The 16,419-nt window shown below is 51.8% G+C and carries 14 protein-coding genes; 8 read left to right on the top strand and 6 right to left on the bottom strand.

All coding sequences use genetic code 11. The features are described from left to right. Positions 1-104: 104 nt before the first annotated feature. The 6 genes from ACSV5M_RS13515 to ACSV5M_RS13490 form a co-directional block, all read right to left on the bottom strand. A complete protein-coding gene (locus ACSV5M_RS13515) occupies positions 105-1,493 on the bottom strand; it encodes an 8-oxoguanine deaminase (protein WP_439176765.1) in 1,389 nt (462 codons plus the stop codon). Further along, entirely contained in the window at positions 1,490-2,203 is a 714-nt protein-coding gene (locus tag ACSV5M_RS13510) for a TetR/AcrR family transcriptional regulator (protein ID WP_439176764.1), read from the bottom strand. Before ACSV5M_RS13510 ends, ACSV5M_RS13515 begins: the two co-directional genes overlap by 4 nt. 78 nt (positions 2,204-2,281) lie before the next feature. Further along, on the bottom strand, positions 2,282-3,352 hold the full coding sequence (locus ACSV5M_RS13505) for a BMP family ABC transporter substrate-binding protein (RefSeq protein WP_439176763.1): 1,071 nt from the start codon (positions 3,350-3,352) through the stop codon (positions 2,282-2,284). A 486-nt stretch (positions 3,353-3,838) separates the two neighbouring features. Next, complete coding sequence (locus tag ACSV5M_RS13500) at positions 3,839-4,765, bottom strand: ABC transporter permease (RefSeq protein ID WP_439176762.1); 927 nt, start codon at positions 4,763-4,765, stop codon at positions 3,839-3,841. Between the two features lie 12 nt (positions 4,766-4,777). After that, positions 4,778-5,872, bottom strand: coding sequence for an ABC transporter permease (locus tag ACSV5M_RS13495; protein ID WP_439176761.1), 1,095 nt, complete (start codon positions 5,870-5,872; stop codon positions 4,778-4,780). Further along, positions 5,862-7,397 (bottom strand): ABC transporter ATP-binding protein, encoded by a 1,536-nt coding sequence (locus ACSV5M_RS13490; RefSeq protein ID WP_439176760.1) that lies wholly within the window; start codon positions 7,395-7,397, stop codon positions 5,862-5,864. The genes ACSV5M_RS13495 and ACSV5M_RS13490 overlap by 11 nt, the downstream gene beginning before the upstream one ends. 192 nt (positions 7,398-7,589) lie before the next feature. Here ACSV5M_RS13490 and xdhA point away from each other — a divergent pair, with 192 nt between their 5' ends. The 8 genes from xdhA to ACSV5M_RS13450 all read left to right on the top strand — a co-directional run bounded on the left by xdhA (position 7,590) and on the right by ACSV5M_RS13450 (position 16,404). Beyond that, a complete protein-coding gene (gene xdhA, locus ACSV5M_RS13485) occupies positions 7,590-9,068 on the top strand; it encodes a xanthine dehydrogenase small subunit (RefSeq protein ID WP_439176759.1) in 1,479 nt (492 codons plus the stop codon). After that, the gene (xdhB, locus tag ACSV5M_RS13480) at positions 9,061-11,451 is read left to right on the top strand and encodes a xanthine dehydrogenase molybdopterin binding subunit (protein ID WP_439176758.1); all 2,391 of its coding nucleotides are present in this window, start codon (positions 9,061-9,063) and stop codon (positions 11,449-11,451) included. Before xdhA ends, xdhB begins: the two co-directional genes overlap by 8 nt. Before the next feature lie 396 nt (positions 11,452-11,847). Then, on the top strand, positions 11,848-12,711 hold the full coding sequence (gene xdhC, locus ACSV5M_RS13475; RefSeq protein ID WP_439176757.1) for a xanthine dehydrogenase accessory protein XdhC: 864 nt from the start codon (positions 11,848-11,850) through the stop codon (positions 12,709-12,711). Next, positions 12,711-13,205, top strand: a complete 495-nt coding sequence (gene uraD / locus ACSV5M_RS13470) for a 2-oxo-4-hydroxy-4-carboxy-5-ureidoimidazoline decarboxylase (RefSeq protein ID WP_439176756.1) — start codon at positions 12,711-12,713, stop codon at positions 13,203-13,205. Before xdhC ends, uraD begins: the two co-directional genes overlap by 1 nt. A 6-nt stretch (positions 13,206-13,211) precedes the next feature. Then, the gene (gene uraH / locus ACSV5M_RS13465; protein ID WP_439176755.1) at positions 13,212-13,550 is read left to right on the top strand and encodes a hydroxyisourate hydrolase; all 339 of its coding nucleotides are present in this window, start codon (positions 13,212-13,214) and stop codon (positions 13,548-13,550) included. Positions 13,551-13,573: 23 nt separating this feature from the next. Beyond that, positions 13,574-14,914, top strand: coding sequence for a guanine deaminase (gene guaD, locus ACSV5M_RS13460; protein ID WP_439176754.1), 1,341 nt, complete (start codon positions 13,574-13,576; stop codon positions 14,912-14,914). Further along, positions 14,902-16,101: a urate hydroxylase PuuD gene (locus ACSV5M_RS13455; RefSeq protein WP_439176753.1), complete on the top strand. Its 1,200-nt coding sequence runs from the start codon at positions 14,902-14,904 to the stop codon at positions 16,099-16,101. Before guaD ends, ACSV5M_RS13455 begins: the two co-directional genes overlap by 13 nt. Next, on the top strand, positions 16,102-16,404 hold the full coding sequence (locus tag ACSV5M_RS13450; protein ID WP_439176752.1) for a DUF1330 domain-containing protein: 303 nt from the start codon (positions 16,102-16,104) through the stop codon (positions 16,402-16,404). The last annotated feature ends 15 nt before the right edge of the window (positions 16,405-16,419 follow it).

Genomic DNA, 16,419 nt, shown 5'->3' with positions numbered 1-16,419 from the left:
TGAGCCCTTCGTCCAATCAGCCGTAGCAATTTTTCTTTACTTTACGGTTGGCCATGGAGGGCGACTGTGCGAACCCCAACATAAGCGGAGATTCGTCGGGAAACTCAGCCATTCAACTCGCGGGTCAGATGTTGGGCGGCAAGCGAGTGGCGAGCGATAATTTCCTGGATATCATACTCAACGAGCATGCCGTGTTTGACTTTCCATTGACCGCCCACCATCACGTAATCGGCGCGCTGGGCTCCGCACAGGACCAGTGCTGCAACGGCATCGCCATAGCCGGAAAACCGTGGCTCATCCAGGCGAAATAAAGCGAGATCAGCTTGCTTGCCTGCGCCGATTTCGCCCAGCTCGTTTCGATGCAATAGTCTCGCGCTACCTTGCGTGGCCATCGACAGCGCATCGAGATGGGAAAACTGTGCAGCGCCGTAACGCAGTTTTTGCAGCAACATGGCTTGACGGACTTCCTGCATCATGTTTGATCCGTCGTTGGATGCAGAGCCATCGACACCGAGACCAACCGGTGCCCCGGCACGCTGTAAATCCAGCGTGCGACACATGCCGGACGCTAACAACATATTGGACGAGGGGCAATGACAAATACCGGTACATGCATGGCCCAGGCGTTGAACTTCGTCATCATTAAAATGAATGCCATGAGCCAACCAGACGCGATTGTGCAGCCAGCCCACATCCTCAAGGTAATCCACTGGCCGCTGCCCAAATTTTTTCAGGCAAAAGATATTTTCATCTTCGGTTTCACCGAGATGCGTATGCAGCAAGACATCGTTTTGTTGCGCAAGTCGGGCCGTCTCGCGCATCAGGTCCGGTGTAACAGAAAAAGGCGAGCAGGGTGCAAGTGCAATCTGGCACAGGGAGTCTTCAGCGGGATCGTGATACGTTCTGATGAGGCGCGCACTCTCGGATAAAATGCGCGCATCGGTTTCCACCACAGAATCCGGTGGCAGGCCGCCGGCGGATTGGCCGAGGCTCATAGAGCCCCGGGTCAAGGTGACGCGACTACCGATTGCGCTGGCGGCAGCAACCTGTACATCAATTGCATGGGGCATGATGCTGCTGAATACATAATGATGATCCGCTGCGGTGGTGCAACCGGACAATAATAATTCACTGAGCGCCAATTGCGTGGAGGCAAAAATAGCCTCGTCATCAAGGTTTGCCCACACCGGGTAGAGCGCTTGCAGCCAGGGAAACAATTCTTTATTTAATGCTGCTGGCAAAGCACGCGTTAACGTCTGGTAAAAATGATGATGGCAATTAATCAGGCCAGGCAATACCACATGATTGGACGCATCAAAGCTGTGTTGATACGTTGTTTGCGGTGTTTGGCCACGGGCAACCAGTTCAATAATCCGGTTGCCGCGAATCACTATACCGTTGCTGGCATCCTGCGTATTGCCGGTCCAACAGGCGAGCGGATTTTTAATCCAGGTGGCATCGGTTGCGATGCCAGGGTCAGGGCGGGTTGTCATGGATGCGCGTCGCTTATGGCAGGTGCGCGCGCCGGTGGCTCCAGGCCGCAACCCTTGAGGATAATGTCGCTGAGAAAATTGGAGATATCGCGCACCATATCCGGCTCGTATTCGGCGCGGTTCATGATGGTGAGTACTTGCACATCGAAGTCGGCATAATGTTGCGTAGACGACCAGATTAAAAAAATCAGCTGCACCGGATCAACCCTGGCCATGCGCCCCTGTTCAATCCAGCTCTCGATAATCCGCGCTTTGGTGCGTACCCATTGGCGCATCTCGGTGCGGATGTAGTCTTTTAAATGGGGCGCGCCCTGAATCATCTCCATGGCAAATAACTTTGACGCGCGTGGGTGAGTATAAGATAGCTCCACTTTTTTGCGGATAAATTCATCGAGTACGACAGCGGGATCATCATCTTCTTTGATGTTATCAAAAAAATCGTTCCATAAATGAATGAGATTATCCAGTACGGCAATATATAAATTGGATTTGCTTTTGAAATAATAATGCACGTTCGCTTTTGGGATAGCGGCGCGATCCGCTATCGCCTGAATACTGGTGCCGCGGTAACCGTTCTGGACAAATTCTTCTTCTGCCGCATTGATGATATTCGTCAGGTTGCGGTCACGGATCTTGCCCGGTTTATATTTACCGGTCGGGGTTTCGGTAGGGTCAAAGTCCAGGGCTTTTTCCAAAATCTTGTTGGCCATCGTTATTGTGTCTCGCTGATATGTTAGTGTGTCCTTTCTGCTTGACGGGTAATTCCCCGTCAAGCATCGCGATAAATACTACCGGGGTATTTTGCCTTCAATGCCTTTCACATACCAGTTTTGCTTGTGCAATTCTTCATCATTCAGAAACTTGCCTTCAGCCACCACGAGTTCACCGGCCTGGTTATAGATTGGCCCCTGATACACATCGCGCTCCCCGGCGATAATCTCGGCCTTATACTGTTGGACTTTATCCGCAACTGCCTGCGGCACAACAGGATTGATTGGCGAGATATCCACCACGCCTTCTTTTAAACCGTGCCAGATCGATTCTGATTTCCAGGTGCCATCCAGCATCGCCTGAATCTTGGCCCGGTAAATACTTTCCCAATGTTGGGTAGAGGACGTCAGATGGACTTTAGGACCATACGCCGTCATATCGGAATTAAAACCCACGGCATACACATTCTTCGCTGCTGCGGCCTGCACCACGGCGGCAGAATCAGTGTGCATCGTCAACACATCGGCACCTTGCAAGATCAAACTTTCCGCCGCTTCACGCTCCTTTGCAGGATCATGCCAGGTATTCACCCACACCACTTTCATTTTAATATCCGGATTCATTTGTTGGGCGCCGAGCATAAAGGAATTGATTCCGCGAATGACTTCAGGAATCGGAAAGGCGCCGACATAACCGATCACGCCATCCTTACTCATGGCGCCAGCCACCATACCGGCGAGGTAGCGACCCTGGTAGTCCCGCGCTTGGTAATTGCCGACATTGGGTGCCGTTTTATAACCGGTGGCGTGTTCAAATTTTACCTTGGGAAACATTTTTCCCACTTTGATGGTGGGGTTCATGTAGCCGAATGAGGTGGTAAAAATAAGGTCGTAACCGCGCGAGGCCATGTTGCGAATCACCCGCTCGGCATCGGCACCTTCGGCGACGCTTTCGACATAGGAGGTTTCAATTTTATCGCCGAATTCGCTGGCAACAATTTTACGTGCTTCGTCGTGCATGTAGGTCCATCCGGCGTCGCCGATGGGGCTGACATAGACGAAGCCGACTTTGAGTGGTTCGGCGGAGAGGGTGGTGCTCCAGCTGATCAGTGTGGCGGTTGCCAATCCCAACAGGTGACGTAGTTTCATTTTTTTTCCTCAACTTTATTGCAATGAGTATTTACTTGTTTCGGGGTTGGGCCTGAGTCCGGTGTTGGTGTCGGAGACACGCCGTGAATACATCCCTGTAGGCTCATCACCCGCATCCATGCGGGCGATGGTCTCCGACACCAACACCGGACTCATACCTGCGAGTTCAGTGGTATATTTAAACTGCTTTAAAAGCACAAAAAATAGCAGCTAAAATTAATGTGCATTGCTTTTCATTTTTTTGTAAACCAGGCTATGAAACATTAGCAGCGAAAGATCCTGAGCAATTAAATTCATTCTGCTTTTTAACCATTCGAAAAAAACACAACTGGTCAAAGGGAATTGGGTAAAGGTTTGTGAGGCTGTCGCCGGCATGGATGCCGGCGCCAAGCCTACAAGGATGTATTCACGGCGTGTCTCACAAACCTTTACCCAATTACCACTCCAATCTCAATTAAGAAAAAAATACCTAACCGGATAATAAAACTACCTAACCGGATAATAAGGCCGCCCCAAAGAGCGAGGCGCAACCACCCCCTGCCCATGTTTACGCCGCATCATCATCACCAACACCACAATCGTCACCACATACGGCAACATCGCCAGTAAATTCGGCGAAATCTCATAACCGTAACCCTGCAACAACAAGTGCAGAATACTCGCAAACCCAAACAACCAGGCGCCTAACAAAACCCGCTCGGTTCGCCAGCTTGCAAATACGACCAATGCAAGCGCAATCCACCCGCGCCCCGCTGCAATACCTTCGGACCACATCGGCGTGTACACCAACGATAAATACGCCCCCGCCAGGCCAGCCATGGCGCCGCCGAATACGACGGCGCTGTAGCGCACGAGTAGGACTTTGTAACCCAAGGCATGAGCGACCTCCGGATTTTCACCTACGGCGCGGATGATTAAGCCCAGGCGGGTGTAGCGCATTACATAGAAAATGGCGGCGAATAAAATAAACGAGAGATACACCAACACATCCTGTGCAAACAGGGCTTTACCGATAAGAGGCAAATGCGTTAACCAGGGAATAGTTACCGGCGCTAAACCCGTCAGAGATTGGCCGACATAACCTGCACCAAGGAAAGCGCTTAATCCGGTACCGAAGATGGTTAAGGCCAAACCGGTGGCTACCTGATTGGAGATCAATGTCAACGCGATAAACGCAAAAATGAGTGAGACCAGCGCGCCGGCCACGACGCCAGCCGCAACGCCCCAGCCGAGGTTGCCAGCAGCGTAGGCGGCGATAAAGGCGCAGGCGGCGCCGACGAGGATCATGCCTTCCTGGCCTAAATTTAAAACACCGGCGCGTTCGGATACCATCGCGCCCAAGGCGACGAGTAATAAAGGCGTGCCGGTACGCACCATCGCGAAGAGAATATTTTCGATCAACAATAAATCCATAGAAATTACAACCTATTCGTTCGTGGTTGCCGGTGTGCTGGAAAAATGGCGTGAGTTGCTGTTCCATATCACGCGATAACTGATTAATAAATCGCAGGCCAATAGATAAAATAACAACATGCCCTGAAATAAACCGGTGATGGATTTTGGTAAACCCAATTCAATTTGTGCCATCTCGCCGCCCAGGTAGGTGAGGCCCAACAGCATGCTGGCGAGTAAAATACCCAGCGGGTGCATGCGGCCCATAAACACGACGATAATGGCTGCATAACCGTAGCCCAGTGAGAGTGTCGGAATGAGCTGCCCGACCGGGCCGTTGACTTCGGAGGTGGCGGCCATGCCGGCCATGGCACCACTAAATAACAATAGCAGCCAGATTAACGCCTTACTGTTGAAGCCAGCAAAGCTTGCGGCAGTGCGATTTTCGCCCATGACGCGCAATTGGAAACCCAGCAGCGTGCGCGACAATATGACCCAGATGACAACCAGCATCAGCAGCGCAATAAATAATGCGACGCTGATTCGGTATCCCTCAAACACGATCGGCAATAACGTCTGCGGTGCAAAAAGGGCGGACTCGGGAAAATTAAAACCGTCGGGATCTTTAAGCGGACCGTGCACGCCCCACAACAACAAGTTGACGGCAATGTAATTGAGCATGATGGTCGTGAGGATTTCATTGGCGTGAAAGCGCGTAAGCAACAAGGCGGCAATGGCGGCCCACAACAGACCGGCCAGGGCGCCGCTGATGATGACCACCGGCAGGACCCAGAAACCTTCACTGTCTGCCAGTTGCAGGGAAACTGCCCCACCGATCAGCGCGCCGAAGACAAATTGTCCTTCCGCGCCAATGTTCCAGATCTTGGCTTTGAAACACAGCGTTAAACCAATGGCGCAGAGTAATAACGGCGTGACTTTAACGGCCAGCTCAGACACACCATACAGGTCACTGACCGGCGCAATAAAAAATGTGTACAGGCTGAGTAACGGCGGGCGGCCGAGTAATGCAAACAATAAGGCGCCGGATAACAGTGTCAGTACCAGTGCCAGTAGTGGCGAAAGGTACAGCATGGAACGCGAATCTTGCAGGCGTTTTTCAATGTGCACAGGTTGCTTCCTCCTGAAAATTCCCGGTCATCCATTGGCCGAGGCGCTCCAGTGGCACGTCCTGCTTTTTGTGCACCGGTGATAATCTGCCGCCGCAAATAGCACCGAGGCGATCAGCGAGTAAATACAACTCATCCAGGTCCTCGGTAATCACCAGGATGGCAGCGCCGGCATCGCGCAATTGAATTAACTGTTGGTGGATAAGATTGGCCGCGCCGACATCAACACCCCAGGTAGGATGAAAGCAAATCAACAATTTCGGATTCTGCATAATCTCCCGGCCGATAATAAATTTTTGCAGATTACCGCCGGACAGGCTACCGGCGCTGCTGTCTATGCCGCTGGCTTTTACCTTGTAGCGCGCAATGATGTCTGTCGCGCGCGCGCGAAGGGTTTGCCAATTGATCCAGCCTTTTTTAACGCCGTGGGTCACGTAACCGGTCAATAAATTGTTTTCGGTCAAACTCATGGTTCCCACCGCGCCCCGTCCGATCCGGTCAGCCGGTACGGTACACATACCAAGGCGACGCCGTTGCTGCACCGTGAACGCCTGAATGGGTTGTTCCTGAAAAATTAACCGGCCGGCATCGGGAGCAAGCTCGCCATTGATCAGATCAACTAGTTCGTCCTGGCCATTTCCGGCAACGCCGGCAAGGCCGACAATTTCTCCGCTGTGCAACGACAGATTGATATCTTTCAGGTGAATGCCGAACGTGTCTTGCGGTTTCACATTAATGTCGTGCATCACCAGCGTGGGCGCGCCGGCTGTGCCCGGCGGCATGGCATCCTGTAATTCGAGTTCATCGCCTAACATCATTCGCGCCATGTCGCGGGCGGAGGTTTCCCGAGGGATGCAGGAGCCAGTCACTTTTCCGCCACGCAAGATTGTTGCGCGATCGCACAGCGCGTTAACTTCGTGCAATTTATGCGAAATAAACAGGATGCTGCACCCTTTATGCGCAAGCGTTTTAAGGACCACCATTAATTGTTCGACCTCCGGTGGCGTCAGCACAGCGGTCGGTTCATCGAGGATAAGTAATTGAATGTCCTGCAACAGGCAACGAATAATTTCCACGCGCTGTTGCTCCCCCACTGATAAGGTGTGCACGACCCGATCCGGGTGAATGGCCAAACCATATTCGTCTGCCACGGCGATAATGCGTTCGCGCAACGTCTTAAGGTTGCCGTATTCGGCCGGTGAGAGATACAAAGCGATATTTTCGGTAACGGTCAGGGTTTCAAAGAGTGAGAAATGTTGAAACACCATACCCATACCCAACTGGCGCGCGTGAGCCGGACCAGTAACAGACACCTCCTTATCATTCCATGTCATCTGGCCTGCGTCGGGCTTGACTACGCCATAGATAATCTTCATTAACGTGCTTTTGCCTGCACCGTTTTCGCCGAGCAGGGCGTGGATTTCCCCCGGCGCCACCCTCAGGCTCACGGCGTCATTAGCGATACAGCCTGGGTACACCTTGGTGACCGACATTAACTCAAGGCGTGTGTTGTTTTTCTCGGACATAAACCTGACTAACTGGACAAAAAAGATAGAAAAGGTACAGCAATATGCATGCCACAGTCTTCTGGTGGCCTACTTTGGAAAATTCTTCTATAAAAAATTGTCTATTTGGCCAGACTTTTGCTTTGCTTGAAGAGAGGCAGAATTTATTGGGCTAATCGTGGTAGACAGAACGGGGGAATCCTAGTGCAGTTTGTGTTGAACAATATCCCGGTCAAGGTGGAGTCGATTGCGCCGGATATGACGCTGCTACGCTACCTGCGTGGCCAGCAAAACCTGACCGGTACCAAAGAAGGCTGCGCCTCAGGGGATTGCGGTGCCTGTACCGTGTTGATTGGTAGTCAGGGCCCGACAGGTTGGGTATACCGCGCCATCAATAGCTGTATCTGCCCTTTGGGAAGCGTTGATAATCAGCGGGTTATCACCGTAGAGGGCTTGAATGATCAAGGCCAACTGCATCCTGTACAGCAGGCCATGGTTGACTGCCATGGGTCTCAATGCGGTTTTTGTACCCCCGGTTTTGTGATGTCCCTGGCGGCCCTGCATATGAACTCTGATGTAGCGGGAAGCGGGTCAATGGAAGAGCAGCGTCACGCGGTAATTGATGCAATTTCAGGCAACCTCTGTCGCTGTACCGGTTATCGGCCGATTATTGATGCCGGTTTGCATGCGTTTAAAAAACCTGCCCAAATGATCAATATTGTGCAGGAGTGGAGTGCTGATGCACCTTTAGCGGGCAATCCGGTGTTGGAAGAAACTGACTGTTTTTATGCGCAGCCAACCGATGAGGCAGGACTCCAGGCGCTGTTGCAGCAATACCCTGATGCCCACCTGATCGCCGGTGGCACTGATCTCATGCTGGAGGTGACTCAGTTCTACAAAACTCTGCCGCAACTCATCGATCTTAACCGGGTGTCCGGTTTACAGGCTGTGGAGATCCAGCGTGATGGTGTGCAGGACAATGCGGAAGCCTATGTCGAAATAGGTGCTGCCGTCACCTATACCCGGCTTGAGCGCGCGTTGAGCGATATCTCCCCCGCCTTTGTGCAATTTCTCGGTCGCCTGGGGTCGCGCCAGATTCGCAATCGCGGCACACTCGGCGGCAATATTTGCAATGCATCGCCCATTGCCGACACGCCACCTTTCCTGTTGGTGCTGGATGCAGAATTGCTTATTGGCAACGCCGCTGGAGAATATCGTCGTGAGCCGATCAGTCAGTTTTATCGTGCCTATAAACAAACCACGCTGGCCACCGGTGACTACCTCGCCAAAATTCGTATTAAACGTGAGGCGCTGGATTATCCCGTGAAACTTTACAAAATCAGTAAACGCTACGAAGACGATATTTCGGCGGTAATGGGTGCATTCCTGTTCGACGGCCAACAACAGCTGCGCATCGCATTTGGCGGCATGGCTGCAATTCCCCGGCGTGCACATGCCACAGAAAAATTTCTCCATCAAACGACCTGGCATCGCGACGGGCAGGTGTTGCCACACATACTTGATCAGGCCTGCGATGTGTTACGCAGTGAATTTTCGCCGATGAGCGATGTGCGTGCCTCCGCCGAATACCGTATGGCAATGGCGTGCAATCTACTGAAAAAAGCCTGCAATGAAATCATTGCGCAGTTAAATGGCCAGGTGGTAGCAGAGGGGGTGTTTGATCATGCGTAAATTGATTGAGACCCAGGTACAAACACAGGCGCTTCAAAGCCAGGCACATCAAAATCAGGCGCTTGAAATAAATGCCAGCCAATCAGGTGTCGGGCAATCGGTGGCCCATGAATCTGCGCGCAAGCACGTGAGCGGATCAGCAGAGTATGTCGATGATTTACCGCTGCTGCCGGGCACCGTTTTTATCGCCACCGGGCAATCCACCGTGCCCCATGCACGCATCAAACACATGGATTTGACGCAGGTAAAAAACTATTCCGGCGTGGTAGATGTCATCACGCAAGGGGATATTCCCGGTAAAGTGGATGTGGCGCCGGTGTACGGCGGCGATCCGTTGCTGGCGGGCGATATTGTAGAGTACATCGGCCAGCCGATATTTGCGGTAGCTGCCACCAGTTTTGAGGCGGCGCAACGGGCAGTGAATCAGGCCGTTATCGATTATGAAATCCTGCCCGCGCAACTTACGATAGACGATGCGCTTGCGGCACAAAGTTTTGTTCTGCCGCAGCACCGCTTATTGATGGGCGATCCTGATGCCGCAATTGAAAAAGCACCGCATCAACTCAGTGGCGAAATTTATGTGCGCGGCCAGGAACATTTTTATCTCGAAGGGCAAATCAGCGAAGCGCGATTAACGGAAGACGGCGGCATCCATGTTATCAGCTCCTCACAACATCCCTCGGAAATTCAGAAACTGGTTGCAGAGGTGTTAGCCATTCCTTTGCATCGTGTTGTGGCAGAAGTACGCCGCATGGGCGGTGGATTCGGTGGTAAAGAAAGTCAGGCCGCGCCCCTGGCTTGTATGGCGTCCGTCTTTGCCCAGCGGTTGAAACGCCCGGTGCGCTATCGTATGCCGCGTCGCGACGACATGGTACAAACCGGCAAGCGCCACGATTTTTTAAATCGTTGGCACGCCGGTTTCGATGACGACGGACGCTTGCTCGGCGTGAACATGGTGCTTGCGGGCAAATGCGGTTTTTCGCCGGATTTGTCGGAAGGTATTGTCGACCGCGCCATGTTTCATGCAGACAACGCTTATTTTTTATCTAACGCCAGCATCCTCGGGTTGCGCTGCAAAACCCACACGGTATCCAACACCGCCTTTCGCGGCTTCGGCGGGCCAAAAGGCATGATGGCGGTTGAAACCTTGATGGAAGATATTGCCCGTCAGCTCGGCAAGGACCCGTTGGATGTACGCAAGGCAAATCTCTATCAACCGGGGCGCGACGAAACGCCCTACGGACAAAAAGTTGAACAACACATGCTGCCGGTTTTGGTTGAACGCCTGGAGCAAAGCTCGCACTATCGCGAACGTCGCACCGCTATCACCGTGTTCAATAAAACCCATTCCACCCTGAAAAAAGGCATTGCCTTGACGCCGGTAAAATTCGGCATTTCCTTTACCGCCAAGCACCTGAATCAAGCGGGCGCTTTGCTGCACATCTATACCGACGGCACTCTGCTGATCAATCACGGCGGAACCGAGATGGGGCAGGGGCTATACACCAAAATCCAACAAATTGTGGCCAGCGCGTTCGGTGTGTCTGTTGAGCGTGTGATGGTCACCTCAACACGCACAGATAAAGTCCCCAATACATCACCCACTGCCGCATCCTCCGGCACCGACTTGAATGGTATGGCAGCGAAAGACGCCTGCGATAAAGTAAAAGCGGATTTAATCAATTTCGCTATCGAACATTTCGACACAGCTGCAGAGCGTATTCGGTTTATCAATAATCAAGTGCTGGTGGATAACGACGTCTACAGCTTTGAAGCATTTATCAAACTCGCCTATTTAAATCGTATCCCATTATTTGCAACCGGTTATTACCGTACCCCCAAGATTTTTTACAACCGCGACACCGCAAAAGGGCAGCCGTTTTTATACTTCGCTAACGGTGCGGCAGTGAGTGAAGTCACAATTGATACCATGACTGGCGAGTATCGCGTGAACCGTGTGGACATCCTCCACGATGTGGGTCGCTCGTTGAATCCGGCGATTGACATCGGGCAAATCGAAGGCGGTTTCATCCAGGGAATGGGTTGGCTGACGACGGAAGAATTATTGTGGGACGACACCGGAAGAATCATTTCCAACAGTCCGGCAAATTATAAAATTCCGACGGCTTTTGATGTACCGCCGGTATTTAATGTGGCGTTGTACGACGAAGCTAACAATGAAAATACGATCCACCTGTCGAAGGCAGTGGGTGAGCCGCCGTTGATGTTGGCGATTTCGGTGTGGGCGGCGTTGCGGGATGCGTGTTCGAGTGTGGCGGGGTATCGGTTTAGTCCGCGGTTGGATACGCCGGCGACACCTGAGAGGGTATTTTGGGCCGTTCGGGAATGTGAGCGGTTTAATTCTGAGAAAGGTTTTTCTTAGATTATTTGAATAATGTTTATTCGATGGCACTGGCATGGGTTGTGGAGTAGTTAGCGAGACCATCGCCCGCATGGACGACCCACATGGATGTGGGAAGTGTCCCGAAGCGTCGGGAGCGCGTAGGGGCCGGGTTCACGGCGAGTCTCGCTAACTACTCCACAATTCATGCTGTCTGAGCGAAGGTATTTATCTATAAACGGATGGAGAGTCGCATGGTGATCTTGCTTCTGAGACACGCCGTGAATACATCCTTGTAGGCTCAACACCCGCATCCGTGCGGGTGATGGTCTCAGAAGCAAGATCACCATGCTCTTTGAACGTTGTGCGTGTTGATAGAGATTAAAAAGCAAAAGCAAAAGCAAAAAGCTGAAATTATTTATGCATGAGAAACAGCATATGAAACATCTCAATTGGTCATCAGCGATTCAACATTGCCAGCAAGCCGGCCGTGGTTACGTAATTGCCACTATTATCAACACCCAGGGTTCTACCCCGCGCGATGGTGGTAGCAAGATGGTGGTGGATGCTGAGCGGAGTTATGACACTATCGGTGGTGGACAGTTGGAATTTTTGATTGTGCAGCAGGCGCGCGAGTTGTTGGAAAAAAATCAATCGTGTCAGGTACTCAGACCGTTTCCGTTAGCGGCAGAGGCGGCGCAATGTTGCGGCGGTCATGTAACGGTGATGCTGGAGTGTTTTGCGGCGCGTGATTGGCAGGTTGTGCTGTTTGGCGCGGGACATGTGAGTCAGGCGTTGGTGGCGATCCTGGCGGGGTTGCCGTGTCAGGTGAGGATCGTTGATAGCCGTGCGGATCAGCTGGTTATGCCCTTGCCGGTTAATTGTCGCTTTGAGGTGTTTGCGAATCCGGTGGAGGCGGTTGCGTCTTTGGCTGATAACGCGTGGGTTGTGGTGTTTACGCATGATCATGGTTTGGATTTCCAATTGTGCAGTGAGTTGTTGCGTCAGGATCGTTGGCGCTATGTGGGGTTGATTGGTTCGGCGACCAAGGCGCTGCGGTTTCGTAAGCGCCTGGCGGATGCCGGGTTTGATGAGGTTGTTATCCGGCAGATTTACAGTCCCATCGGTTTGCCGGAGGTGAAAGGCAAATTGCCGATGGAGGTGGCGGTGTCGATTGCGGCACAGTTGCAGGCGTTGTATTACCAGCATCAGCCGGCAACAACAGGCCGTTCTACGTCCTGGCGCGAGATCAAGAATATTCTTCAGCAACCGGGGCAGGCGATTCACAGTGAGAGCGAATAATGAATCTGGATCAATTTAATCAGTTGCCCAAAGCCGAGGCTGTTGCACAGTTGTATACCTGTTGTCATTGCCGGAACTGGGCGCAACGGGTGGCAGCCTTGCGTCCGTTTGACAGCAGGGAACAGTTGTTGCGTGCGGCGGATGATGTGTGGCGCGACGCGGATGAAGAGGAAATCCTGGAGGCGTTTAAAGGCCACGCACGTATCGGTGATATTGAGTTGTTGCGTTCGCGTTACGCGGGGCGCGCGACGGCGGAGCAAGGGCAGGTGGTGAATGCCAGTGAGTCGGTTTTGCGCGAGCTTTACGCATTGAATATCGAGTATGAGCAACGTTACGGTTTTATTTTTATTGTTTGTGCTACCGGGAAATCAGCCGAGGACATGCTAGGGTTATTGAAAGCGCGGATTGACAACGGCCGGGTTATTGAGCTGATGAACGGTGCACATGAACAGGCGGCTATCACCCGCTTGCGACTTGAACAATTACTGCAGTGAGACGTTATGAATAAACCTCCGATTACGACACACATTCTCAATCTGGAAACAGGCAAGCCGGCGGCTGAGGTAGGAGTAACACTGTACGAGCCGGATTCTGCTGCACCACTAGCCAGTGCAAAGACAGACACCGATGGCCGGGTATTGCAATGGGATAACGCATTTATGTTAACAACGGGGTTTTATCGCTTGCACTTTGCGGTGGGTGACTGGTTTGCCAAACGCGGGCAAGGTTGTTTTTATCCGGAAATTCTTATTACCTTTCATGTGGCCGATGTTGATCAGCATTACCATGTTCCGCTGTTATTGAATGCCTTTGGTTATTCAACCTATCGCGGTAGTTGAGTTGGGCGTTGTTAAGGGCTTCTATGAGTTCACAGGATATCAGCGCGTTTCGCGCGCGAATTTTACACTTTACTGATGTGCCAGATCCCGCTACCGGCCGGGGTGTTGATTATTATGAAGATGGTGTACTGCTGGTTGAGCATGGACGGGTAAAGTCTATTGCCAGTGTGGAAACCATGATCGAACAGGGCTTCGATCTGGCGCAATGCCAATATTTTCCCGAGCATTTATTGATGCCCGGTTTTATTGACAGCCATATTCATTATGCCCAAACGGACGTGATTGCTTCTTACGGTGAACAACTGCTGGATTGGCTCAATGATTACACCTTTCCTACCGAGCTGCAGTTTGCCGATAAAGGATTTGCTGCGCAGGCGGCGGATCAGTTTCTAAAGTTATTGCTGGAAAACGGCACCACCAGTGCCATGGTATATACCACTGTCTTTGCCCAATCAACAGAAGCGTTTTTTAAAGCAGCGGCCAAACGCAATCTGCGCATGATAGCCGGCAAGGTGATGATGGATCGCAACGCCCCCGAAACATTATTGGATACACCGGAAACCAGTGAACGCGATTGCCGCGCCTTGATTGAAGGCTGGCATCACACCAAACGTTTGCATTACGCCTTGACCCCGCGGTTTGCGCCTACCAGTTCACCGGTGCAATTGAAGATTACCGGCCAGTTGTATCGCGATTATCCCGGCCTGTATATGCAAACTCATTTGTCGGAAAATCCGCAGGAAATTGCCTGGGTAAAATCCCTCTATCCGGATGCAACGGATTATCTGGATGTTTATGATCGGTTTGGTTTGCTCGGCCAGCGCAGTATCTTTGGCCACGGCCTGCATTTAAGTGATCGCGAGGTAGCGCGCCTGGCGCAAACCCAATCCGGTATCGCCTTTTGCCCCACCTCTAATTTATTTCTCGGCAGTGGATTGTTGGACGTCCAACGTCTTGAGGATGCCGGTGTGCGTTTAAGTATCGCGACAGATGTCGGCGGTGGAACCAGCTTTTCCCTGTTGCGCACCCTTGCAGAAGCCTACAAGGTGCTGCAACTGCAAGGGCAGAATTTACATCCATTAAAAGGGCTTTATATGGCGACTCTGGGTAATGCCCGCGCGTTGCAACTGGACGCGTATGTTGGCAACTTCGCGCCGGGTAAAGAAGCAGATTTTATCTTGCTCGATCTGGCGCCCACCTTGTTACAACAAAATCGCCAACAAAAAACAACAGATTTGAATGAAACCCTGTTTGCACTAATGATGCTGGGCGACGAGCAAAATATTGCCCGCACCTATGTGATGGGTAAACTGGCGTTTCGTCGTTCGTCTCGCGCTCAGGGAGATCTCCAATGGATGGAATGATACTGGAGTGGCTGAACCTGGCGTTTCGCTGGTTTCATGTGGTGGCAGGTATTGCCTGGATCGGGGCATCCTTTTATTTTATCTGGCTGGATTTGAGTTTGCGCGAGCCGCCGCAGTGGAAAAGTGATAAAGGCATCAAGGGTGATCTATGGGCAATCCACGGAGGAGGCATTTATGAAATTGCCAAATACCACCTGCGCCCGGAAGCCATGCCGAAACAATTGCACTGGTTCAAATGGGAGGCCTACAGTACCTGGTTAAGCGGCACCGGCCTGCTGATCCTGATGTACTATCTGCAAGCGCAATCTTACCTGGTCGGTCACAATACCTGGCTGCAATCACCCGGCAGTGCGATTGTCGCAAGCCTGTTATTTATTGCCGTCGGCCAGATCATTTATGAATTACTGCTGCGCACACCGCTGGTCAAAAAAAACCTGGCCTTTGCTGCAGTCCTCGTCGTGTTTATAACCTTTGCCAGTTGGCTCGCCCACCAATTATTTTCGGCGCGCGCCGCGTATTTACATGTCGGCGCCATGATAGCTACCTGGATGGCCGGCAATGTGTTCTGGGGCATCATGCCCGCACAACGCAAATTCGTCGCCGCCGTGAGTGAAAGCCGCGAACCGGATGTGAATACTGCACTCTTCGCCAAGCTCCGCTCCACGCATAACAACTATCTGACGCTGCCAGTTATTTTTTGCATGATCAGCAATCACTATCCCTTTGTTTACGGTCATCCGTACAACTGGTTGGCTCTGGTGGCTATCGGCAGTTTGTTGGCCTGGGGGCGCCATTTCTTTAACCTGAAACATCGCGACATTATCAAACCGGGCATTCTGATCTCCGCCGCTGCAGGTATGGTTTTGGTTGCGATAGTCATGGGTTTTACAAAAAATACAACAGCGCGTGAATCTGCCGGTGAACAACCACAATTGACTGAGTCACGCGAAATGCAGATTCAAACCATTCTCACCACGCATTGCTCCAATTGCCATGCCTCTTCTCCCACGCAACCGGGCTTCAATGCTCCACCGGCGGGTTTGCTGATTGATACATTGGAGCATTTAACTGTGGTAAAAACCCGAGCAATTCCAGCCATTAACTCCGGCTATATGCCACTTGGAAATTTCACGTCCATGACAGATGAAGAGCGTCATGCACTCTTGTTATGGTTGGAGGAGCACTAAGTGGCTGCGTATGTAATTGTCGATATCGAGGTGCACGATCATGAGAACTACCGCACTTATCTTGCGCAAATTACCCCGACGGTAAAAGCCTGCGGTGGTCGCTATCTTGTTCGCGGTGCCGATGCACAAATTATTTCAGGGACATGGCAACCCAAACGCTTGGTGGTGATGGAATTCCCCAATAAAGAAACTGCCCACTATTGGGCCACCTGCGCTGAATATGCACCGATTCATGCCTTACGAAATCAATATGCTACAGCTAATATGATTATTGTTGAGGGCAGTGTGGATTTTTTTGGCTAGATCTTTTTTTAAATA

It is taken from the genome of Cellvibrio sp. ARAG 10.3, assembly GCF_051846955.1.
GTDB lineage: Bacteria > Pseudomonadota > Gammaproteobacteria > Pseudomonadales > Cellvibrionaceae > Cellvibrio.
This window is presented reverse-complemented; position numbering and strand designations above follow the sequence as displayed.